20 protein-coding genes are annotated in these 23261 nt (G+C 40.8%); 18 read left to right on the forward strand and 2 right to left on the reverse strand.

Going from position 1 to position 23261, the window contains the following annotated elements; all coding sequences use genetic code 11:
• The first annotated feature begins 114 nt into the window (after positions 1-114).
• The 9 genes from N4627_RS02145 to N4627_RS02185 all read left to right on the forward strand — a co-directional run bounded on the left by N4627_RS02145 (position 115) and on the right by N4627_RS02185 (position 11200).
• Positions 115-939, forward strand: coding sequence for a hypothetical protein (locus N4627_RS02145; RefSeq protein ID WP_240410672.1), 825 nt, complete (start codon positions 115-117; stop codon positions 937-939).
• 168 nt (positions 940-1107) lie between these two features.
• Positions 1108-1590 (forward strand): MarR family winged helix-turn-helix transcriptional regulator, encoded by a 483-nt coding sequence (locus tag N4627_RS02150; protein ID WP_313957847.1) that lies wholly within the window; start codon positions 1108-1110, stop codon positions 1588-1590.
• Positions 1574-3316: an ABC transporter ATP-binding protein gene (locus tag N4627_RS02155; protein ID WP_040531723.1), complete on the forward strand. Its 1743-nt coding sequence runs from the start codon at positions 1574-1576 to the stop codon at positions 3314-3316. Before N4627_RS02150 ends, N4627_RS02155 begins: the two co-directional genes overlap by 17 nt.
• Positions 3309-5138, forward strand: coding sequence for an ABC transporter ATP-binding protein (locus N4627_RS02160; RefSeq protein ID WP_260964892.1), 1830 nt, complete (start codon positions 3309-3311; stop codon positions 5136-5138). Before N4627_RS02155 ends, N4627_RS02160 begins: the two co-directional genes overlap by 8 nt.
• A gap of 101 nt (positions 5139-5239) precedes the next feature.
• Positions 5240-6262 carry a serine hydrolase domain-containing protein gene (locus tag N4627_RS02165; protein ID WP_260964893.1) on the forward strand — a complete coding sequence of 341 codons (1023 nt, stop codon included), beginning with the start codon at positions 5240-5242 and terminating at the stop codon, positions 6260-6262.
• A 231-nt stretch (positions 6263-6493) separates the two neighbouring features.
• Positions 6494-7723: an arginine deiminase gene (gene arcA, locus N4627_RS02170; protein WP_260964894.1), complete on the forward strand. Its 1230-nt coding sequence runs from the start codon at positions 6494-6496 to the stop codon at positions 7721-7723.
• A 134-nt stretch (positions 7724-7857) separates the two neighbouring features.
• Entirely contained in the window at positions 7858-8328 is a 471-nt protein-coding gene (locus N4627_RS02175) for an arginine repressor (protein WP_003717649.1), read from the forward strand.
• 13 nt (positions 8329-8341) lie between these two features.
• A complete protein-coding gene (locus tag N4627_RS02180) occupies positions 8342-9763 on the forward strand; it encodes a basic amino acid/polyamine antiporter (RefSeq protein WP_260964895.1) in 1422 nt (473 codons plus the stop codon).
• Between the two features lie 42 nt (positions 9764-9805).
• Complete coding sequence (locus tag N4627_RS02185; RefSeq protein WP_225415968.1) at positions 9806-11200, forward strand: amino acid permease; 1395 nt, start codon at positions 9806-9808, stop codon at positions 11198-11200.
• A gap of 54 nt (positions 11201-11254) precedes the next feature.
• Here N4627_RS02185 and N4627_RS02190 read toward each other — a convergent pair whose 3' ends face one another.
• Positions 11255-11962, reverse strand: coding sequence for a type 1 glutamine amidotransferase (locus N4627_RS02190; protein WP_003717652.1), 708 nt, complete (start codon positions 11960-11962; stop codon positions 11255-11257).
• Complete coding sequence (locus N4627_RS02195) at positions 11962-13299, reverse strand: Mur ligase family protein (RefSeq protein ID WP_003717653.1); 1338 nt, start codon at positions 13297-13299, stop codon at positions 11962-11964. The genes N4627_RS02190 and N4627_RS02195 overlap by 1 nt, the downstream gene beginning before the upstream one ends.
• A 175-nt stretch (positions 13300-13474) precedes the next feature.
• Here N4627_RS02195 and N4627_RS02200 point away from each other — a divergent pair, with 175 nt between their 5' ends.
• From N4627_RS02200 to N4627_RS02240, 9 genes are all read left to right on the forward strand, one after another.
• Positions 13475-14062 (forward strand): thymidine kinase, encoded by a 588-nt coding sequence (locus N4627_RS02200; protein WP_040531627.1) that lies wholly within the window; start codon positions 13475-13477, stop codon positions 14060-14062.
• A gap of 9 nt (positions 14063-14071) precedes the next feature.
• Complete coding sequence (prfA, locus tag N4627_RS02205) at positions 14072-15154, forward strand: peptide chain release factor 1 (RefSeq protein ID WP_178696161.1); 1083 nt, start codon at positions 14072-14074, stop codon at positions 15152-15154.
• Positions 15147-16007: a peptide chain release factor N(5)-glutamine methyltransferase gene (gene prmC, locus N4627_RS02210; RefSeq protein ID WP_260964896.1), complete on the forward strand. Its 861-nt coding sequence runs from the start codon at positions 15147-15149 to the stop codon at positions 16005-16007. Before prfA ends, prmC begins: the two co-directional genes overlap by 8 nt.
• A gap of 5 nt (positions 16008-16012) precedes the next feature.
• Positions 16013-17032 (forward strand): L-threonylcarbamoyladenylate synthase, encoded by a 1020-nt coding sequence (locus tag N4627_RS02215; protein WP_040531629.1) that lies wholly within the window; start codon positions 16013-16015, stop codon positions 17030-17032.
• Between the two features lie 78 nt (positions 17033-17110).
• On the forward strand, positions 17111-17746 hold the full coding sequence (gene upp / locus N4627_RS02220) for a uracil phosphoribosyltransferase (protein WP_003717658.1): 636 nt from the start codon (positions 17111-17113) through the stop codon (positions 17744-17746).
• Positions 17747-17937: 191 nt separating this feature from the next.
• Complete coding sequence (gene ptsP, locus N4627_RS02225) at positions 17938-19665, forward strand: phosphoenolpyruvate--protein phosphotransferase (protein ID WP_003717659.1); 1728 nt, start codon at positions 17938-17940, stop codon at positions 19663-19665.
• Between the two features lie 108 nt (positions 19666-19773).
• Positions 19774-20886 (forward strand): YibE/F family protein, encoded by a 1113-nt coding sequence (locus N4627_RS02230; RefSeq protein ID WP_040531726.1) that lies wholly within the window; start codon positions 19774-19776, stop codon positions 20884-20886.
• Positions 20886-21659, forward strand: a complete 774-nt coding sequence (locus N4627_RS02235) for a YibE/F family protein (protein WP_098044681.1) — start codon at positions 20886-20888, stop codon at positions 21657-21659. Before N4627_RS02230 ends, N4627_RS02235 begins: the two co-directional genes overlap by 1 nt.
• A gap of 148 nt (positions 21660-21807) precedes the next feature.
• Positions 21808-23109, forward strand: a complete 1302-nt coding sequence (locus tag N4627_RS02240) for a solute carrier family 23 protein (RefSeq protein ID WP_040531632.1) — start codon at positions 21808-21810, stop codon at positions 23107-23109.
• The last annotated feature ends 152 nt before the right edge of the window (positions 23110-23261 follow it).

Here is a 23261-nt window from a genome sequence, read left to right on the forward strand (position 1 = left end):
CGCTTTTTTGAATTTAACAATTATTTTAATGAAAATGATTAAGAATAATAGTGAAACGTGTTACACTAAGATAGTGTTATTTTTAAATTTGCAAAAATAAATGGTGTTTTAATTATGAATTTAAAAAATGTACTTATAATTGTTGGGGTAATTGCACTAATCTTGTTAATTATCCAGTATGTTGGGCAAGTTAGACGAATGCGCCAAGGCGACAACTTTGTTAGCCGCGGGCGAGCATTTGTTAACTGGTTGTTGTTATTCATTATTATTGGGAGTATCGGTGGTACTGTCTATGCTGATCACCACTCAAAGTCGGATTCTGATATAACAGAAACCAAGGCAATAACCAATGATGATGACGAGGAAGCTGACCAAGTCTATATTAACTTCGATAAGAAGAAGGCACGGTTGAATAGTGATGGCGTAGCACCAATGAAGATTATTGTTTCACCAAATACAAAGGTGAAGATCGTTGGTCATGATACCGGTAAAGTTTACAAGACCTTCAAGGCAGAAAAGAGTGATGGTCCTGTAACGATTAAGTATAACTTTGAATATGCCGCTAAGTACGATATTATCGCAACTCGTGGTGATAAGAAGGTTAAGAAGACCATTACAATCAAGGAACAAAAGAATGATTCATCATCTTCTTCATCCTCATCCGTTACAAGCAGTTCTAGTTCTTCTAGTTCATCCTCTAGTCATAGCTCATCCCATTCTTCAAACAGTAATTCCAATAACAGTGGGAACAGTAATGCTGGCGGAAGCAATAACTCTGGAGCATCTTATAATGGCGGTGGTAGCAGTTACCGTGGTAATACAGGCGGTGGCGGCTACACCCCATCCCATTCCTATAACGGTGGTGGCCATACTGGTGGCGGTAGTACCATTAGTAACCAACCAACGATCAGTACTCAACCGACTATTGGTAACCAATAATTACGTTTTTCGTTAAAATTACTAAAAACTCAGGTACTTCACTTTAGGTGAAACCTGAGTTTTTATTTTTAAAATTCGTTCATGATCATTGCTTTTTACAGAAAACGTGGTTATTATGTAATAGTTATGTACCTAACAATTATGCACCTAACGATAGAAGATGGAAGAATGATCACCGATGATGAAGTATTTCCCCGATTATTTAGTTTAATCAGGCAAATGCATAATCTCTCCAAAAGGAACGTTAAGCATTCGGGAATGTTCCTTGGACGGGGCCGAATAATTCATATCTTGGCAATGCGGGATCAACCGTTATCGCAACGAGAATTAGCTGATATGGCAAATATTAAGCCGGGTTCCTTAACGGAAGTCCTTGAGCGCTTAGAACGTGACGATCTTATAAAACGGGAACGGCTCGCAAGTGATCGCCGGGTAATTCTCGTCCGGTTAACAGCAAAGGGGCGCAAGGCTTACCAAAAGCTTGTAGAAGAGCGGCATGAATTTGGTAACCACCTTTTAGAAGAAATTGATCAGGAAGACCTAGCGCGCTTTGTTAAGGTAGTCAATATGATGGACAAGAACCTTCACCGTTATTATGGTGATCGGTTACCAAAAGAAAGGAAAGGTGAACGGTTTGATCAAAATTGCTAGAGAAAATCTTGTTAAATGGGCGACAACCTTAGCCGTGCTGTTCCTATTAGTTCAAGTCGCCTGTGATTTATACTTGCCGACAATCACATCCGATTTAGTAAATAACGGGATTGTGAAGCAAGATTTAGGCTACATTTGGCATGCCGGCGGGTTAATGCTAATTGTCGCTGGAATTGGTGTCGTGGCAGCGGCAGGGAATGTTTATTTTGCAGCTACTCAATCAATGCAAGTGGGTGAGAAGCTGCGTAAACAGGTGTTTAGTCATGTGATGAAGTTTTCCAGTCGCGATATGAGTAAGTTTGGCGACTCATCACTAATTACCCGGTCGACTAACGATATTGTGCAAATTCAGAATGTTATGATGCAGGTCTTGCGAATGATGTTACAATCACCGATTATGCTGGTGGCGGCTTGTGTTTTAGCCTATATTCGTGAGCCACGATTGACTAAGGTGTTTTTAATTAGTTTACCGATTTTGGCAATCGTTGTTGGTATTGTGATGTACTTTGCGGTCCCGCTGTTTAAGAGTATTCAGTTTAAGACTGACCGAATTAACTTGATTTTCCGAGAAGGACTAACCGGCGTACGGGTAATTCGGGCATTCCGTCAGGATCGACGTGAACAAAAACGGTTCAAAGAGGCTAATACAGATTACACAGATACTGCAATTAAGGCGTACACACTAGTTTCATTCTTGTTCCCCGTAATGACTTTGATCCTAAGCTTGACGAATGTTGGGATTATTCTTTTAGGAAGTCATTTGATCGCAAATATGACGATGCAAGTCGGGAACCTAATTGCATTTATGACCTACGCTACGCAGATCATGATTAGTTTCATGATGCTATCAATGGTCTTTGTTTTTGTTCCTCGGGCATCTGCTTCAGCGGCGCGGGTTAATGCTGTCCTTGAACATCAGCCAAGTGTTGAGGATCTTCCTGTAAAAGATCGGGAACACCTTGCAGAAGATGCTTCAGCTTCATTAAGCTTTGATCACGTTAATTTTCGGTACACGGGTGCTGAACGCCTAGCATTAGAAAACCTTAATTTTAAGGTAACAGCTGGTCAGACGCTGGCGATTATCGGTGGGACCGGTTCTGGGAAGTCAACCCTTGTTAATTTAATTCCCCGGCTCTTTAATATTGAGAGTGGTGAAATCAAGGTTGACGGTGTCCCGGTTGATAAATTAAGCCAGCAAGAACTGCACTCGGTTATTTCAATTACCCAGCAAAAGGCGGTTCTCTTTACAGGGACGATTCGTTCAAATCTTCAATTTGGAAACCCGAATGCAACGGAGAACGAAATGTGGTCAGCCTTAAGAGTCGCTAAAGCTGCTGACTTTGTTAAAGAAGCTGGTGGCCTGGATGCTAAGGTTGAGCAGTCAGGAAGCAACTTCTCCGGTGGTCAGCGGCAACGATTAGCGATTGCACGGACGATTATTAAGCCAGCTTCAATTTACATTTTTGATGATTCATTTTCTGCTCTTGATTTCAAGACGGATGCCGAATTGCGGCAAGCGCTTAAGCAAGATTCGCAATTACAGAATGCTGTTAGTGTAATTGTCGCTCAGCGGGTATCAACAGTCGCTAATGCAGACCTAATTATTGTTTTAGACGATGGTAAAGTCGTCGGTCAGGGAACCCACGAGCAATTAATGAAGGATAATCCGGTATACCAAGAAATTGTCTACTCACAAATAGCAAAGGGGGATGACCAGAATGCATAATGGACCACGTGGACGGGTGAAAAAGGCACAACACTTTTGGCCCACGACGAAGCGACTGTTCGCTTACCTTAAGCCGTGGCGATTTGGCGTAATTATTTCAATAATATTGGCGATCATCTCCGTTGTTTTATCAATCTTAGCACCAAAAATTCTTGGGGAGGCAACCACCATTATTTATAATGGGGTAATGCGTGGCTATGCAGAAATGAAGCAGGGAGTCCACCTTACTAGTCTGCCAATTGATTTTCACCGGATCTTTCAGATTGGTTTAACCGTAATCTTGCTGTATGTTTTCTCGGGATTATTTAGTTTCGCGCAACAGATTATTATGACGAAAATTTCCCAGAAGGTTGTCTTTAATCTTCGTGGGGATTTGAAGGAGAAGATGGAACGGGTTCCAGTTAAATTTTACGATACCCATAGTAACGGTGACATCATGAGCCGGATGGTCAATGATATGGATAACATTGCGGGAACTCTTCAGCAAAGTCTGATTCAGATCGTTATAAGTGTGATTACCTTTGTCGGGGTTTTGGCGTTGATGATTACAATTAGCTGGAAACTAACATTAGTGGCACTGATTACATTACCGCTGAGTGCATTAATTGTTGCTTTTGTAGCACCGACTGCCCAACGACTTTTTAGTAACCAGCAGGCAGAACTTGGTAAAATTAATGGTCAGGTTGAAGAAACCTATGCTGGACACACAATTGTTAAGACCTTTAATAAGGAAAAAGATGAAGAGAAAGCATTTGCTAAGGAAAACCACCGCTATTATCAGGCTGCCTGGAAGTCTCAATTCTTCTCAATTCTGATTTTCCCGTTAATGAATTTTGTTCGGAATCTTGGCTACTTAATGGTTGCTGTGGTTGGGGCAATTGGGGTTATTCATGGACAGATCACGTTAGGTAATGTTCAGGCTTTCCTTCAGTATACGAATCAGTTTTCTCAACCAATCACCCAAATCGCTAACTTAAGTAGCACAATTCAGCAAACAATTGCTTCTGCAGAACGAATTTTTGAAGTACTTGATGCGCCAGAGATGGTTCCTTCAGACGCGGACCCAACGTTAATTGAAGAAAAGCCATTGCCAAAGATCGAGTTCGCTAATGTAGACTTTAGTTATAATGATGAACCATTAATCGAAAACTTTAACCTTAAGGCAATGCCAAACGAAATGGTTGCAATTGTTGGACCAACTGGTGCAGGAAAGACCACTATTATTAACCTTTTAGAGCGGTTTTATGAGGTTAAGGGCGGTAAAATCTATCTTGATGGGCAAAATACAAGGTCAATGTCCCGTGACGAATTACGGAGTCATATTGCAATGGTTCTTCAAGATACTTGGTTATTTACTGGAACCATATTTGATAACATTAAGTATGGACGGGAAGATGCAAGCGCTGATGAAGTGTACCAGGCTGCCCGACTAGCACACGCGGATAACTTTATTCGTGAACTTCCAGACGGGTATGACACCATATTGGACGAGTCAGCATCTAATATTTCACAGGGGCAACGTCAACTATTAACGATTGCCCGGGCGTTCTTAGCAAACCCAGAAGTGTTGATTCTGGATGAAGCGACAAGTTCTGTTGATACGCGGACAGAGGAATTAATTCAAAAGGCAATGAATGAATTACAAAGGGGAAGAACAAGCTTTGTTGTTGCCCACCGTTTGTCAACAATTCGGAATGCAGATAAGATTATTGTGTTGAATCATGGTCATATTCTTGAAACGGGGAACCATAAGTCCTTGATGAAGAAGAATGGCTTTTATGCTGACCTTTACAATAGTCAGTTTGTTGGCAATAACCTTTAATGAAACAATCTAAGATTAGTTTAGAAGCTGGGAAGATTTCCCGGCTTTTTTATTTGCGCTACAATAGTGTGGACTGAATGGAACGGATGGGGGAAACAGGAATGAAAAAGCAATATCGAGAAACAATTGCTGGACTGAATAGGTTGGTTGAACAAGGGATTGTCCCTGGAATCAGCTACGCACTTTTTGATCACGGAATAGAATATCGAGAAGTGAAAGGCTATGCAGAAATACAGCCGAAGAAAGAACCGTTACGGGCAAAAATGCAATATGATTTAGCCTCGTTAACGAAAGTGATTGGTACTGTTCCGGTGATTGCAATTGCGATTCAAGCGGGGAAACTCAAGCTGACCGATCCAGTGCAAAAGTATTTACCTGAATTCAAGGATTCTCGACCGACTATCCAGAACCTCTTAACACATACTTCGGGAATTTGCGGGTATATTCCGCATCGTGATGAGTTAACGGCAAAGGAGCTGAAACAGGCATACTTAACACAACAACACGTTGATTCCAGCCTAAATCGCCAAATTAGGTATGCTGATGTTAATTTCCTTTACCTTGGTTGGATTGCGGAAAAAATTTATGGACAGTCAATTCAGTCGCTAATCCAAAGCCAGGTATTAGATCCGCTAAGAATGAAAGAAACAACATTTGAGCCGCTTGCCGCAAATAGTGTCCCAACTGAAGTGCAGGCAAAACGAGGGCTAATTCGCGGAACTGCTCATGATCCGAAGGCATATGTTTTGGGAGCTGAATGTGGGTGTGCTGGGATGTTTTCAACTTTGGATGACTTGCTGCTTTATAGTCACGCGTTGATCGAGACTAACCTTAATGGCCTATTGGATGATTGGATGGTTGACCAACTCTTTAAGGACCAGACGTTGATCCCGGGAGAACACAGCCGTTCGTTAGGGTGGAAGCTTCTTCACGCGGTTAATGATCGTCATTGCATTATTAGCCATACCGGCTTTACGGGAACTTGGTTAATCCTTGACCGAGAAGAAGATCAGGGGATGATTGTTTTAACAAATCGAGTTCATCCTACTGCTCAAAATAATGCTTACTTGCAGGCTCGTGACCAACTTTATGCTACTTATCTTCACGAAAAGGAAAATGCATAATCAAGTATGTAAAAAACTTTGTGAAATTATTATTCAATTTTATGCAAAATTAACGAACGGAATATTCATTTTCACTGTCTCAACTGTATATAAAATTGTATAATTTTGACTAAAATTCATCTAATAGTAAAATTGCACAAATCTGCGTAAAAACGGGATTTGACAACGGTTTCAAAACTGGTTATTATATACACGTAATCAAATGAAAGCACACAAAAGGAGTGAGTGTATATGCAAAGCCCAATTCACGTAACATCTGAAATTGGTAAGCTTAAGACAGTTATGCTTCATCGACCCGGTCATGAAATTGAAAATGTCTACCCAGACATTCTTCACCGGATGCTTGTTGATGACATTCCATACCTGCCAATCGCACAAGAAGAACATGATTACTTTGCTAAGACTTTAAAGGACCAAGGAATCGAAGTACTTTACTTCGCTAAGTTGGCAGCTGAAGCTTTAGCAGATGATCAAGTAAAGAATGAATTCCTTGAAAAAATGTTAGCAGAATCTGGCCACGCTGCTGGTGCTGTTCATGACGCTTTGAAGGAATACTTGCTTAGCATGGATACTCAAGCAATGGTTGATAAGATTATTGCTGGGGTACGGAAGGATGAGATCCACACTAAGTTCGTTTCACTTGCTGAAATGGCTGAAGATGCAGATTACCCATTCTTCATGGATCCAATGCCAAACGCATACTTCACTCGTGACCCACAAGCCTCAATTGGTGATGGTATTACTATTAACCACATGACATTTAAGGCTCGTCAACGTGAATCACTGTTCACTGAATACATTATTAAGCACAACCCTCGGTTCGCTAACAAGGGTGTTCATGTATGGCGTGACCGTTACCATGGCACTCGGATCGAAGGTGGGGATGAATTAGTTCTTTCCGACCACGTATTTGCTATTGGTATTTCTCAACGTACTTCAGCAGATGCAATCATGGACATCGCACGGAACTTATTCAAGGATTCTAACTACGACACTGTTGTTGCTATCCACATTCCACACAACCATGCTATGATGCACCTTGACACAGTCTTCACAATGATTAATTACGATCAATTTACTGTTCATCCGCAAATCTTGGATGGTGGTAAGATTGATACTTACATTCTCCACCCAGGTAAGGATGGCGAAATTGAAATCCAACACCGCACAGACCTTCAAAAGGTTCTTGAAGAAGTATTGGACAAGCCTGAAATTGACTTGATCCCTACTGGTAACGGTGATCCAATCGTTGCTCCACGTGAACAATGGAACGATGGTTCTAACACGTTAACAATTGCACCAGGTGAGGTTGTTACTTACGACCGTAACTATGTATCTAATGATTTGCTGCGGAAGCACGGAATTCTCGTTCATGAGGTTCGTTCAAGTGAATTGTCTCGTGGTCGTGGTGGTCCACGTTGCATGTCCTGCCCAATTGTACGTGAAGATCTTAAAAACTAGTTAGTTTGAAAGCAGCAAATACACTTGGATGCTGAATAATGATTCAGTTAGCGGTGTTTCTTGCTGCTTTTATTGTACTGAAACGACATTGTTGTATAATTATTTTGTTAAATTGTGATTAGGGGTGAACGTGAATGAATCGTAAGGCGCGACGAAAGGTGATCGAACAGTTAGTCAGTGATCACAAAATCGAAACCCAGGATGAATTGTTGGATTTATTAACCCAACAGGGGATCGAAACCACCCAAGCGACGATTTCTCGTGATATTCATGCGCTCAATATTGTTAAGGCTAATGATGGTGAAGGTCATACCTACTATGTCCAGCTACAATTAACGCCGGAGCATGATTTCAGTAGATTGTATACGGGAATTCGTGAGAACGTTCGAACGATTGAAACCGTGCAATTTATTAATGTTGTAAAAACGGCCTTGAATTCTAGTTACGCAACGATCCTCGGTGGGATGTTTGACGAACTGGATATTCCTGAAGTTGTTGGAACAATTGCGGGGAATGATACGTTAATTATTATTAGTAAAAATAATAATGATGCGCGTGCAATTTACAATTTAATAATGAAGCACATTAGCTCACATTTAGACTAAAAGGGGTGTAAAGATGGAAAATGAAAAGAAAGGGATCGGTAAAGGCGAATTAATTGCCCTTATTGTTAGTTCCTGTATTGGTACTGGTATCTTCGGTATTACCAGTGACGTTGCTGCTGCTGCCGCTCCAGGCCCTGCTCTATTAGCATGGATCTTCGTTGGTATTGGATTCTTAATGCTTGTTCTCTCATTGAACAACTTATCTGAAAAGCGTCCTGACTTAACTGCTGGGATCTTCTCATACGCTGGTGCTGGTTTCGGACCAATGGGTGAATTTATTTCCGGTTGGTCATACTGGTTATCTGCATGGCTTGGTAACATTGCCTTCGCGACAATGTTGATGAGTTCAATTGGTACTTTCTTCCCAATCTTTAAGGGTGGTCAAAACCTACCATCAATTATTGTTGCAATTGTTTTCTGCTGGCTTTTGACAATCCTTGTTAACAATGGTGTGGAAAGTGCGTCCTTCGTAAACATGATTGGGACAATCTGCAAGGTCTTACCACTTGTTATCTTCATCGTTATTATGGTTGTTTGCTTCAAGGCTGGAATGTTTACTGCAGACTTCTGGGGCCGTGTTGCTAACAATGCTTCAAAGGGAACTACTACTGGTTCTGTTTGGTCACAAATGCAAGGAACATTGATGACTCTGATTTGGGTATTTATCGGTGTTGAAGGTGCTTCTGTTATGGCCCACCGTGCTAAGTCACGTTCTGCTGCTCAACAAGCATCAATCATTGCTTTTGTAACCTTAGTTGTTATCTATGTTTTGATTTCTATTTTGCCTTATGGTGCTTTGACTCGTGCACAATTGGCTTCAATGGGTCAACCTGCTATTGGTCACGTTCTTCAAGCAACTGTTGGTACTTGGGGTTCAATTCTGATTAACGTTGGTTTGATTATTTCAACCATTGTTTCATGGTTATCATGGACGATGCTTCCAGCCGAAACTACAATGCTGGTTGCTGAAGATAAGGCAATGCCAAAGGTTTGGGGAAAGGTTAACTCAAAGAACGCACCTACTGCTTCCTTGATGATTACTGCCGTATTGCAAACCATCTTCCTCTTCTCATTGCTTTTCACTGATAAGGCATATGAATTTGCTTACTCACTTTGTTCTGCTGCTATCCTGTTCTCATACTTATTCGTTGGTCTTTACCAAATGAAGTACAGTTCAGAACATAAAGAATGGGGTCAATTCACCATTGGTTTACTTTCAGCCGCATTCATGTTTGCATGCATGTTCTTGGCTGGTTGGCAAGAAGTTTTACTTGTTTCCATCAGTTTCATCCCTGGATTCATCATCTACTACCTTGCCTGCCGTGAAAACGACCACAAGATGAGCGCTGCTGAAAAGTGGGTTATGGTATTAATTCTTGTACTTAGTGTTGTTGCTATTTGGCTTGTTGCTAATGGTACAATCACTGTGGGTTAATGTGGTATAATAATTGAATAAAAAACAAGCGAGGTGATTAAGGTGAAGGAAAAGAAGTTAAATCTGTTCCTCTTAATCACCTTAATTGTTGGTACAATAATCGGCGGTGGAATTTTTAATAGTCCCACCGACCTTATTTTAAAAGCAAATCCGTTGACAGCGCTAATTGCGTGGTTAATTGGTGGCTTTGGGATTTTAATGTTAGCGCTAGTCTTCTATAAGCTAGCACTTGTTAAGCCTGAACTTGATGGTGGAATTTATACATACGCTAAGGAAGGCTTTGGAAATTACGTTGGTTTTAACTCGTTTTGGGGTTATTGGTTGGGATCAATTTTTGGCAATATTGCCTTTATCTCATTGTTCTTTAAGACCTTAAATAGTATGTTGCCGCATCCGCTATCGCCATTTGGCTGCTTTATCGGCGGCTCTGTCATTTTGTGGATCTATACGTGGATAGGTTGGCGTGGTGTTCGCGAAGTTAGTATTCTGAACGCGGTTATTACAATTGCTAAATTATTACCGTTAATTTTAGTAATTGTTATTGGAATTACTTTATTTCAACCACATGTATTTAGTGTTGCCCAATGGACACACGTCTTAGCATCAAATCACCACTCAACCAATATTTCTCAACAAATAGGACAGGCAATGAGTACGATTGTCTGGTGCTTCGTTGGAATTGAGGCTGCCGTTTCAATGTCGCGACGGGCAAAGAAGCATTCTGAAGTTGGCTTGGCAACGGTGATTAGTTTTGTAATTGTTTGGAGCTTATATGTTCTAATATCACTACTGCCAATGGGAATCATTCCAGCGAACGAGTTAGGAAGTTCTTCAGTCCCATTAGCAACCGTATTGAGTAAGAGTGTAATTGGTAATTGGGGAGCGTTAATTATCAAGGTTGGGCTACTGATTTCTCTATTGGGAGCTCTCCTAAGCTGGTTTATGATTGGTCCGGAAATTGCCTACGTTACTAGTATGGACCACGCCATGCCAAAACCTTTCAAACTTATTAACCGGCATAACGTTCCCGGGTTTGCCTTAATTGTTTATACGTTAATTATGCAATTGATCTTGGTGGTGCTTCTTTTGCCACAGCTACAGACGGCTTATACAATTGCATATACGCTTGCAGCAACGACTACACTAGTGGCATACCTGTTATCGGCTCTATATGGTCTTAAGCTAGCAATTAAGGAATCTTACGGTTTCGGTTTTAAACTGATTGCAATTATCGCTTCTGCCTATGCAATCTACACATTGTTTGCTACCGGAATTGAATATGCTTTTGCAAGTGCAATTATCTTTGCACTCGGGATCCCGCTCTATTTGTCGGCAGCACCGAAGATGAAGCGGTTTGAAAAAGTAATTGCATTGGTAATTGGGGTAGCAGGAATTTTAGCTCTGGTAATGATTGTTCGTGGTGGAATTAGTTTCTAACGTAAAAAACAGGTCTTACAGACGATTTTCATCTGCAAGGCCTGTTTTTTTGTATTAAAACGTTGGTTTAATTACTAACTGTTCTTGTTTACTAAAATCTTCATTTGGGTATTTCTTATGAAGAGCAGCTAATAAGAGGTGCTTAGCAATTTCACCGTTCCGGGTAAGAATTGGTCCGTGGAAGTAAGAACAATAAACTTCTTTGTAAATTGCTCCTTCAGTTTTGTCCTGACCATTATTTCCGTGACCAGAGATTACTTTACCGAGTGGTCGTTCGCCATCGCCTAAGAAGGTCATTCCGTTATGGTTTTCAAAACCATGGTATTCGTCACCTGTTTGTTCGTTTTTAATAGTGATATTACCAATAAAACGGTTGTGATCCTGACTAAGAGTGTAGTGGGGGAGAATATTCAATCCCGGAATTTTTTCTCCATTGGCACCAATATAATATTGGCCCAGCAGTTGGTAGCCACCACAGATTGCAAGTAATGGTTTTTGATCGTCAATAAATTGTTTAATCCCGGCCTTTTTATTTGGCAGATCCTTTGAAACAACGAATTGTTCATAGTCTTGACCGCCTCCAAAAAGGGCAAGGTCAAACTTTGCTGGATCAAACTCTTGACCAATACTGATAACCTGAACTGTAATGTCAGCGTCCATCTGCTTAGCATAGTACCGCAAAGCAATAATGTTACCGACGTCGCTATAAGTGTTTAGCAGGTTTCCGTACAGGTGTGCAAGATTAAGATGATATTTTGTCATTAATCCATTCCTCCCTTAATGTAGCCTTTTTCTGCCAGTTGCTTTCGTAATTGCAGGACTGCAGTGTAAGTAGCTAGGATATAGACATGCTTCGTCGGCATTTCTTTAATCTTAGCAATTACGTGAGTTAGATCAGGCTCATGCCACATGTTATCGACACCGGCCATCGTAAGTCGGGTGGTGATATCTTTATAACGCTCACCACCGGTCATATATTGAGGAATATTATGCTGAACCAGCTTTTCAAAATTGCCATCCCAAATCCAACTAGTATCAATCCCGTCAGCATAGTTAGCATTTAAGAGGAAGGCAAAGCTAAAAGGCTGGGGATCAGTTTCAATCATATCAAGAACCTGGTTTAGCCCGACCGGATTCTTAACAAGAATTAACGTAACCTCTTTACCATCAACATTAATGACTTCTTGACGACCAAAGACGCGTTCATCAGATTCAAAGGCATCCTTAATTTGGTCTTGGCTAACTCCAAGAAACCTTCCTAGCGCATAGGCAGCTAAGGCATTATAAATATTATAGAGACCGCCAATTCCAATTTTGTATTTCTCACCGTCAAGCTCAAAGGTTGAACTGGTTGGTGTCAGCTGATCGATTTTTGTGACAGCATAAGTCAGCTTTGGTCGTTTGAAGCCACAATGAGGACAGAAATAGTCACCGAGGTTAGCGTAAGTTCGCATTCGGTATTTTAGAATGTGCTGACACTTGGGACAGAGAAGGCCATCTGTGTTAGCAGGTGCATCGAATGGTTCCCGTTGTTCATGGTTAAACCCATAGTAAATAATGGGATTGGGTAAATCATGAGAATTAAATAACTGTTCATCACCATTAGCAATAATTGTTGCTTTTGGTGCTAATTTAACCCCGTTAAGAATCTTTTGGTAGGTAGTGTAGATTTCCCCATATCGATCCATTTGATCACGGAAAATGTTAGTAAAGATAAAAGCAATTGGTGTGATATACTTAGTAACCTTTACCACGTTTGCTTCATCAACCTCAAGCACTGCCAATCCCTTTTTCTTTGGCCGTGGTGCCGTAATGAAGGTAGTAACGATTCCTTGTTCCATGTTTGAACCGGTTGGGTTGGTTAATACTTGGTCGTATTTTTCACGGAGAACCCGGACGCTTAAAGATGTGGTTAGGGTTTTCCCGTTAGTACCAGTAACAATTACTAAATCATACTTTTTACTGAATGCTTGCAGAATATTAGGGTCAAGCTTTAATGTTAATTTCCCGGGTAATGAACTCCCACCATTCATAAAAGTGTGGAGGAACCAGTAGCTTGAACGACCGGCTGCTTCAGCAAATGAACTGCGTAATGACATGTATTAAAAATCCTTTCACCGAAATTAGATTACGACTAATTTTAATCTTTAATTGATTAAAAGAAAAGTGTTTCGGATTAATATTACGAAACCATTACTCACTAGCTAAGTATTTAAATGAAAAATGCTTTCAGATATAATAGATTTATCTATGTGTATAAAAGGAGTGCGAATTGTGGCGCAACTATTTTTTAAGTATGGCGCAATGAATTCCGGAAAGTCTATTGATATCCTGAAGGTTGCTCATAACTATGAGGAACAAGGTAAAAAGGTAGTCTTGTTAACCAGCGGGGTTGATGACCGTTCCGGAAGAGGTGTAATTGCAAGTCGAATTGGTCTTTCACGGAAAGTTCAACCTGTAATGGCTGACACGGATATTTATGACTATGTTTGTCAAATGAACGAAAAAATTTATTGCGTTTTGATTGATGAGGCACAATTCTTAAAGAAGAGACATGTTCTTCAGTTAATCAAAATTGTTGACGAGCTTCACATTCCGGTAATGACGTTTGGCTTAAAGAATGATTTTAAAAATGAATTATTCGAGGGGTCGAAGTACTTACTAATTTATGCCGACAAAATTGAAGAAATGAAAACAATTTGTTGGTTCTGCGGAAAAAAGGCAACGATGAATTTACGGGTTCATAATGGACAACCAGTTTATGAAGGCGAGCAGGTTCAAATTGGTGGTAATGAGTCGTATTACCCAGTTTGTCGTTACCATTATTTCCATCCAAAAATACAGGGAAAAGGAGAAAAGTAACCTATGGAAATGGCTGAAATTTTCGATAAGCTGCAAGCTGTAGCTGATCGATATGACGAATTAAATGAGTTGATTAGTGATCCTGAAGTGATCGCTGATTCACAGCGGTTTATGAAGCTCTCTAAGGAAGAAGGGAGCTTACGGGAGACTGTTGAAAAGTATAATGAATATAAAAAGGTAACACAGACAATCAGTGATGATGAGGAACTATTACGTGAGAGTGATGATCCTGACCTGACTGAATTAACAAAAGATGAATTAAGTAGCGCTAAGGATCAACAGGCCAAATTGGAAAAAGAATTAGAGATCCTCTTGATTCCAAAGGATCCAAATGATGATAAAAACATTATTATGGAAATCCGTGGTGCTGCTGGTGGGGATGAAGCAAGCCTATTTGCGGCTGATCTTTACAACATGTACCTCCACTATGCTGAAAACCAGGGATGGAAGGTTGAAGTTGTTGATAAGAGCGAAACGGAAGTCGGTGGCTTTAAGGAAATTGCTTTGATGATTACCGGTGATAAGGTTTACTCAAAGTTAAAATTTGAAAACGGGGCGCACCGGGTTCAACGGGTACCAGTGACTGAATCTGCCGGACGGGTCCATACTTCTACCGCTACTGTTGGAGTAATGCCAGAAGCAGAAGACGTTGACGTTGATATTGATCCAAAAGACATTCGGGTTGATGTTTATCGTTCGAGTGGTGCAGGTGGTCAGCACGTTAACAAGACTTCATCAGCTGTGCGGATGACTCACTTGCCAACTGGAATCGTTGTTGCCATGCAGGATGAGCGGTCACAGCAGCAAAACCGGGCCAAGGCTATGCGGATTTTGAAATCCCGGGTTTACGACTACTACCAACAAAAAGAGCAAAGTGCGTATGATGCTAAGCGAAAAGACGCAATCGGAACGGGTGATCGTTCTGAACGAATTCGGACGTATAATTATCCACAAAACCGGGTTACGGACCACCGAATCGGTTTGACCTTAAACAAGCTTGATAAAATTATGTCAGGTGATCTTGATGAGATTATCGAGGCATTAATCGTTGCTGACCAAACGAAGAAATTGGAACAACTACGGAATGAATAATCAAACTTATTTTGCTGCGCAACGCTGGGCAAAGGAACAGTTAAGCGGGCACCCTATTGATCCTGGCTCACCCCAATTTCTTTTAAAAGAGCGTCACGGTTGGGATGATACCCACCTGCTGGTTCACAATCGCGAATTGATGCCAAGTGATGAATGGCAATGGTTTCAAGGGGCAATTAAGCGCTTGCTAAATGAGGAGCCTGCCCAGTATATTGTTGGGAGTGCCCCGTTTTACGGAAGAACATTCATGGTTAATCATGATGTCCTGATTCCGGAAGCTGAGACTGCTGAGTTAGTTGACTGGGTTTTAAAGGAAAATACATCTACACCATTAAAAGTTCTTGATTTAGGAACCGGAAGCGGGGTAATTGGAATTACCTTGGCTCTGGAGCGTCCACAGTGGAATGTTACGTTAAGTGATGTTTCACCTGCTGCTTTGATGGTTGCACAAAAAAATATGCAGCGGTTCAACCTTAATTTAAGGCTGGTGCAAAGCGACCTTTTTGCTAACCTGACTAATGAAAAGTATGATTTGATTGTTACTAACCCGCCATACATTTCTCATGATGCTACTGCGTTGATGGATAGGTCAGTTTTGAAGTATGAACCTGAATTAGCACTCTTTGCCGATGAGAACGGGCTAGGCTTTTATCATCGTTTGTTCTCAACGATTGCTAGTCATTTGACTTTGCAAGGACAGCTATTTGGTGAAACCGGTTTTGATCAGGAACAAGTAATTCAAGAATTATTGCATCGGGTAGATAGAACTGCCCAGATTGAACCACGGCATGATGTTGCTGGGAAGATGAGGATGATACACGTATGGGATTTTTCAAATGTAGGAGGAAATTAGAAAGAATGGATACGAGGATTTTTCATTTAGATGAAATTAATCAAGCAGCTAAAGCCATTCAAGACGGTAAACTAGTTGCATTTCCTACCGAAACTGTTTATGGACTAGGAGCAGATGCAACTAACGAAGCGGCAGTCAAAAATGTCTATCTGGCAAAGGGACGACCAAGCGATAACCCGCTAATCGTTCATGTTGCCTCAGTTGAAATGGTAGAGAGATATGCAAGTGTGATTCCGGATAATGCCCGAAAATTAATGAAAAAATTTTGGCCGGGCTCACTTACAATTATCCTAAATATTAAAAAGGGAGTTCTCTCAAAGACCGTTACTGGTGGTCTTTCAACGGTTGCTTTTCGTTTTCCAGATTGTCAACCAACACTTGATTTGATTAAGAAGGCCGGAGTACCGATTGTTGGTCCGTCAGCTAATACTTCTGGGAAGCCTAGTCCAACAACTGCTCAACACGTTTATCATGATCTTCATGGGAAAATTGCGGGAATCATTGATAATGGCCCTACTCGGGTGGGTGTTGAGTCAACAGTTCTTGATATGTCAACTGATCATCCTGTTATTTTGCGTCCCGGAGCGGTCACAAAGCATCAGATTGAAGAGGTAATTGGTTCAATTGATTTGAATCACCACCATGTTGGTAAAAATGAAACCCCAAAGGCGCCAGGAATGAAGTATAAGCACTACGCTCCTAACGCTCAGGTTTACATTGTTGATGAGGGAACCGACTGGAAACAAGTTGTTGATTGGATTAAGCAACAGCCGTTTGACGTTGGAATGATGGCAGAAGAAAAGATTTTGCAACAGGCAACCCTGCCAATGAATGCAATTCAATTTTCATTGGGGAAGAACGTTGCTGATGCGAGTGCGCGCCTATTTGATGGTCTGCGACAGTTTGATGATCAACCGAATGTTAAGGCAATTGTTACCCAAGCATTCCCGGCAAAGGATCTTGGTCGGGCATACATGAACCGGTTAAATAAATCAGCTGGTGGCGAACATTTTGCAACAAAATAAAAAAAGTTGCCTATTTGTTTATCAAATAGGCATTTTTTTTGGTAAAATAGGGAAGAAATTCAAAGGAGTGTATTAGGCATGGGTAAATTTGAAGTGATGGATCACCCATTGATTCAACACAAATTGACAATGATTCGGGATAAGAACGTTGGAACAAAGTTTTTCCGTGAAACGGTAAAGGAAATTTCAACATTGATGGCATATGAAGTTGCTCGTGATATGCCGCTAAAGGATGTTGAAGTTGAAACGCCAATCGCCAAGACAACTAAGAAGGAATTAGCAGGGAAGAAAGTAGCAATTATCCCAATTCTTCGTGCTGGCTTAGGAATGGTTGACGGAATGACTGATTTGATTCCAGCTGCCAAGATTGGCTTTATCGGGATGTACCGTGACGAAGAGACATTAAAGCCACACGAATACTTTGTAAAGCTACCAAATGACATTACTGAACGGCAATTATTCATTGTTGACCCAATGTTAGCAACTGGTGGTTCAGCAATGATGGCAATTGAAGCATTGAAGAAGCGTGGCTGTTCTGAAAAGAACATGAAGTTTGCATGTTTAGTTGCTGCTCCAGAAGGGGTTAAAGCTGTTCGTGAAACTTATCCAGACGTAGATATCTACGCTGCCGGGCTTGATGATCACTTAAATAAGGACGGTTACATTGTTCCAGGTTTAGGTGATGCTGGTGACCGTCTCTTTGGTACTAAGTAAATTTGATTAGACTCGGTAAGTTAGAGACTATTGATTATGGGAAGAGATCGAGAAAAGCAAAGTAGTTTTTTCTTGGTCTCTTTTTGTTTCTTCTTCAAATTTAAATGGGCATTTATTGAACTGGTCATTAAGAAAAGATTCTCCTATAATAGATGTAAACCGGTTTCTTTAAAGAGGGTAAGCAGATAGAAATGACTTTAAAAATGACAGGGACAGCGGCTAGTAATGGTGTCGGAATTGCGCCAGCATACATTGTAGATAAACCAGATCTGAGTTTTGAAAAGCGTCGGATTAGTGATCCATTTGCGGAAATTCAGCGCTTTAAAGATGCTTTGCTTGCAATTAGTAATGATCTTAGAGCACTAAAAAAAGCAGCCACGAAAAAGTTATCAAAAGATGAGCTTGCGATCTTTGATGTTCATATTGAAATCCTAGATGATCCAGAAATGTTTAATCAGGTGGTTACTCGGATTCGAAGTCAGCGGATTAACGCGGAAACGGCTTTTGAAGAAGTAATTACGCGGGTTATTCACGAATTTGAATCAATGACGGGAAATAAGTACATGCAGGAGCGGGCAACGGATTTTGCTAGTATTCGGGATCAGGTATTGGCAAAGCTTGAAGGAAAACAACTTCCTAACCTGCAAACGCTTGACCATCCAGTAATCGTGGTTGCTCACATGATTGGACCATCAGATACTTCCCAAATGAATGCTAAGTATGTTAAAGGGATTGTTACTGAAGTTGGCGGTCGGACCAGCCATGCTGCAATAATGGCTCGTTCATTGCAAATTCCGGCAATTGTTGGTTGTAAAAAGGTTGCTCATCAGGTAAAAAATGGTGAGCGACTGGTTGTTGATGGTTTTTCGGGAACAGCGATTGTTGAACCCACTACTCAGCAGGTAGCGCATTATCAGCAACTAGCAAGTCAGTATGCAGCGGAAAAGCTTCAGTGGGCGAAGTTAGTCAATAGTCCTTCAGTTACTAAGGATGGTCAACAGTTAACCATCTCCGCTAATATTGGGTCGTCAAATGACATTCCGGCAGCCGTTAATAATGGGGCAGATGAAATTGGCCTTTTCCGGACTGAATTTCTTTACATGAAGAGCGAACACTTACCGACTGAAGAGGAGCAGTTTCGCGCATATCGGGATGCGGTTGAAAGTCTTGGGGGCAAGACACTAGTAGTAAGAACTCTGGATATTGGTGGTGATAAACCGCTGACCTTTATGCCGCTCCCTCATGAATTGAACCCGTTTTTAGGCTATCGAGCAATTCGAATTTCATTAGATCGACCACAAATGTTTCGTACCCAGTTACGAGCATTGATTCGTGCTTCACAGTTTGGTCAAGTTAATATTATGTTTCCAATGATTACGACTTTGGAAGAGCTCCAGGCAGCCAAGAAGATTTACTATGAAGAACGAGAAAAATTGCGCCAAGATTATCCACATATTGGGGCAAACATTAAATTAGGAATTATGATTGAGGTTCCACTGGCTGCATTATATGCAGAGCGATTAGCTAAGGAGGTTGACTTCTTTAGCATCGGAACTAACGATCTGATTCAATACTGTTTTGCGGCTGATCGGGGGAATGCATCAGTTTCCTACCTTTATCAACCACTGAATCCACCATTTTTAAGATTAATTGAGCACATTATTAAATCAGGTCACCAGCATAATACAACGGTGGCAATGTGTGGTGAAATGGCTGGCGATCGTCTTGCTTTGCCTCTTTTAATGGGAATGGGATTGGACGAATATTCGATGAGCGCAACATCGATCTTACGTACTCGCTCAATGATGAGAAACCTTGACATTAATGAATGCCAAAAGTTATACCATGAAGCAGTGACAAAGTGCGAAACCGCCAACCAAGTTCACGATTTAGTTGAAGAATGGCTAAAAAACGAATAGGTAACTAATAGTGAAGAGCTTACGATAAAGATAAGATTTTTATCAGCTCTTTTTTTGTTTTAAATGAATAGTAAAATATTGGGTGATTGTAAAAAAGAGGAAGTGAAAATCGTGACAATTCAGTGGTCACGCCAGAAAACATTCTTATTAATTGGGATGATTATTTGTGGCCTTGCAGCAATGCTTTTTGTTACTCATAATCAGCGCCTTTACCAACAGCCAATTGCTCGGGTTGTGCGAGTAACTAATGAAAAGCCTCAGCGAACTGAAGACCAGTTTAAAAATGTTGATCACCAAACTAATCAGGAACTTACAACAATCCTGATGAACGGGAAAAGACGTGGGGATAAAGTTAAGGTTCAAAACACATTTAGTGATTCGCAACCAATGGATCAGCAATATAAGGTTGGCGATCAGTTATTTCTTTCTCAGTTAAAAGCTAGCCATGGGAAATTATCAGCTAATCCAGCGGGGCCAAAACGGGATACAGTAGTTGTCTTTTTAAGCTGGCTTGTTATTACCGTTTTACTGCTAACGATGGGGAGAGCGGGGACATTTGCGCTTATTAGTGTAGTAATTAATACTATTTTATTCTTACTTGCAGTTTCACTAGACCTTCATAACCAGGGGAATCATGTCCTGCTGATTTTTTCAACGTTAGCTTTAATTTTTACCGTTATTAGTCTTTTACTTGTTCTTGGCCCAACTAAAAAAATGCTCGCTACGTTAGGCGCAACAGTTATCGGAACAACAGTTGCAATTTTAATTGGTGTCCTGGTTCTTCACCTTACCCATAATCGGGGGGTCTACTATGAATCTATGCAGTACGTGACTCAAGTACCGCGACCGTTATTCATTGCGGAAATTTTACTGGGATCATTAGGTGCAGTTATGGATGAATCAAGTGATATTGTAGCAACATTATTTGAGTTAAAACGGATTGATCCGACCGTCACACGGTTGCAGCTATTTATGTCTGGAAGGAGTGTCGGTAAATCGATCATGGGCCCGTTAGTAAATGTCCTCTTTCTGATCTTTATGGCAGATACCTTTACGAATAGCTTACTTTACTTGAAGAACGGTAATTCATGGGGGTATACGTTCAGCATGAATATGAGTTTAGGAATGGTGCAAAGCTTGGTTAGCGGAATTGGAATTGTGTTGGCAGTTCCGGTAGTTAGTATCCTCGGCGCTTTACTGCTAGGAAGGAGGAACCGATAGTGAGTGCAATTTATGCATTAGGAATAGTGTTACTGTGTTCGATGGTTCTCGTTGGCGGTAAGCAGGGATGGCGATCCTTTCTTAGTCTATTGTTGAATTTTGGCTTCTTGTTTTTTGCCATTGTCTTGATTGAGTTTCACGTCCCACCAATGTTTGTTACTGCGACTACAGGAATCACGATTTTAGCAATCACGATTTTTATGGGGGAAGATGATTTGAAAACGACAGTGACAGCCTTTTATGCCTCATTGATTGTTTTAGCAATTCTGATTTTACTTATTCTGTTTGTCAGTCATTGGGCGATGGCTCAGGGCTTTGGTACTGAAGATAGTGATGATCTTGAGGGAATGTCGATCCTAATTGGAATTAGTTATTTAAAAGTTTCGGTTACCGCAATCGTTATTAGTACATTAGGAGCGATTGCTGAAGCAGCGATGGCAATTTCCGCAGGGTTGACGGAAATTCTGGAAACTCATCCTCAAATTAGTAATCCACGATTAGTTGAGGGAGGAATGGAAATCGGCCGTCAAATTATTGGAACGACATTGAACACCCTTTTCTTTGGCTTTTTTGGTGGCTTCCTTTCTCTTTTTATTTGGTTTGCAGGGTTACATTATTCATTTGGAATGATTTTTAACAATAAGATCTTTATTGCCGAGTTGATTGAAATCTTAATCTCGTTTCTCGGTGTCCTGCTAACTGTTCCAATCACTTCGTTAGTAATGGTTAAACGGCGAAAGCGGGTCATTGACAAACCGGTAGAAACGAAGTAAGATATTTTTTGAAATTAAAACCTTTAAAAGAGGTCCCGTGAGGCCTCAAAGGTGCGGTGAAATAACACTACATGGTTGTAGCATATTTACTAAAGCAGCTTTGGGGCTTCACTCAAAGCTGCTTTATTTTTTAGGGAGGGAAATATTCATGGCTCATCGTGACGATGTCGTTTTAGACGTTAATGAAAAGCCAAAAACTGGTCAATGGATTGGGCTTTCACTCCAACACATGTTTTCCATGTTTGGTTCCACTGTTCTGGTGCCAATTCTTGTTGGGTTGAACCCGGGCATTGCACTTTTTAGTTCCGGTGTTGGTACGTTAATGTACCTTCTAATTACGAAACACAAGATCCCGGCATATATGGGTTCCAGTTTCTCGTTTGTTGTCCCAATGATGGCATTAATGAAGTCGACTGGTTATCCAGGAATTGCACAAGGGACAGTTGCCGTTGGGTGTGTTTACCTGATTGTTTCAATAATCGTTAGTTTAATTGGTTCGGATTGGATTGATAAGATCTTGCCGCCAATTATCGTTGGACCTGTAGTTGTTGTTATTGGACTTTCATTAGCTAGTACAGCAGCCAAGGATGCAACAATTAATTCAGTAACGGGAAAGTACGATCTTAAATTCTTTGCAGTTGCAATGATTACAATGCTACTGACAATTGCTTTCAATATGTACTTTAAAGGGTTCATGGGATTGATCCCAATTTTGATGGGGATTGTCTTTGGCTACATTGTTGCATGTTTGTTTGGGATCGTTGATTTTACACCAGTAGAGAAAGCTCACTGGTTCAGTCTGCCTGCGTTCCAAGTTCCGTTTATCGACTACCACCCACAATTTTATTGGGGAGCAATTTTAAGTATGGCGCCAATCGCGTTTGTAACTATGACGGAACACTTGGGTCATATTATGGTATTAAACGAATTGACAGAACGGAACTTCTTTAAGGATCCGGGATTAAACCACACCTTAGCAGGGGATGGGACTGCATCAATTATCGCTGGATTCGTTGGTGGTCCTCCAGTTACCAGTTATGGTGAAAACATTGGTGTTATCGCTATTACTAAGGTCCAATCTGTCTATGTTATTGCTGGTGCCGCAGCGTTTGCAATCTTCTTCAGTTTTATTGGCAAGTTAAGTGCCTTAATTGAAACGATTCCGATGCCAGTTATTGGTGGGATTTCCTTCCTTCTCTTTGGGGTGATTGCATCCAGTGGTCTACGAGTAATGATTGAAGACCAAATTGATTTCAACAAGAAGCGTAACCTCATGATCGCTTCAGCAATTCTGGTTATCGGAATTGGAAATGCCTACTTAAAATTAGGACAATACCAATTCTCTGGCTTAGCAGTTGCTGCTGTTTTGGGAATTGCATTAAACCTCATCCTTCCACAAGAAGCGCGGAGCGAAAAAGAAATTTCCGAAAAAGTTAATAAAACTAAATAATTAGATTAATGGGTCGAGAAGCAAGAAAAAATATTTTCTTTGTCTCTTGGCTTTTTAATTAAAAGATGATTAAAGGATCACGATTAGAAATGAATCTGTAAGGAGGAAATCTAATTAGGACGGTCTTTGTTAACGGTTTATTTCTTAAAAAA

It is taken from the genome of Limosilactobacillus vaginalis, assembly GCF_025311515.1.
Classification (GTDB): domain Bacteria; phylum Bacillota; class Bacilli; order Lactobacillales; family Lactobacillaceae; genus Limosilactobacillus; species Limosilactobacillus vaginalis.

Coding starts and splice junctions, on each gene's coding strand:
- N4627_RS02175 (WP_003717649.1), top strand. CDS start 7,858: ATGAATCGTAAGGCGCGACGAAAGGTGATCGAACAGTTAGTCAGTGAT.
- N4627_RS02165 (WP_260964893.1), top strand. CDS start 5,240: ATGAAAAAGCAATATCGAGAAACAATTGCTGGACTGAATAGGTTGGTT.
- N4627_RS02195 (WP_003717653.1), bottom strand. CDS start 13,299: ATGTCATTACGCAGTTCATTTGCTGAAGCAGCCGGTCGTTCAAGCTAC.
- N4627_RS02150 (WP_313957847.1), top strand. CDS start 1,108: ATGATCACCGATGATGAAGTATTTCCCCGATTATTTAGTTTAATCAGG.
- N4627_RS02180 (WP_260964895.1), top strand. CDS start 8,342: ATGGAAAATGAAAAGAAAGGGATCGGTAAAGGCGAATTAATTGCCCTT.
- upp (WP_003717658.1), top strand. CDS start 17,111: ATGGGTAAATTTGAAGTGATGGATCACCCATTGATTCAACACAAATTG.
- N4627_RS02160 (WP_260964892.1), top strand. CDS start 3,309: ATGCATAATGGACCACGTGGACGGGTGAAAAAGGCACAACACTTTTGG.
- prfA (WP_178696161.1), top strand. CDS start 14,072: ATGGCTGAAATTTTCGATAAGCTGCAAGCTGTAGCTGATCGATATGAC.
- N4627_RS02145 (WP_240410672.1), top strand. CDS start 115: ATGAATTTAAAAAATGTACTTATAATTGTTGGGGTAATTGCACTAATC.
- N4627_RS02240 (WP_040531632.1), top strand. CDS start 21,808: ATGGCTCATCGTGACGATGTCGTTTTAGACGTTAATGAAAAGCCAAAA.
- arcA (WP_260964894.1), top strand. CDS start 6,494: ATGCAAAGCCCAATTCACGTAACATCTGAAATTGGTAAGCTTAAGACA.
- ptsP (WP_003717659.1), top strand. CDS start 17,938: ATGACTTTAAAAATGACAGGGACAGCGGCTAGTAATGGTGTCGGAATT.
- prmC (WP_260964896.1), top strand. CDS start 15,147: ATGAATAATCAAACTTATTTTGCTGCGCAACGCTGGGCAAAGGAACAG.
- N4627_RS02215 (WP_040531629.1), top strand. CDS start 16,013: ATGGATACGAGGATTTTTCATTTAGATGAAATTAATCAAGCAGCTAAA.
- N4627_RS02190 (WP_003717652.1), bottom strand. CDS start 11,962: ATGACAAAATATCATCTTAATCTTGCACACCTGTACGGAAACCTGCTA.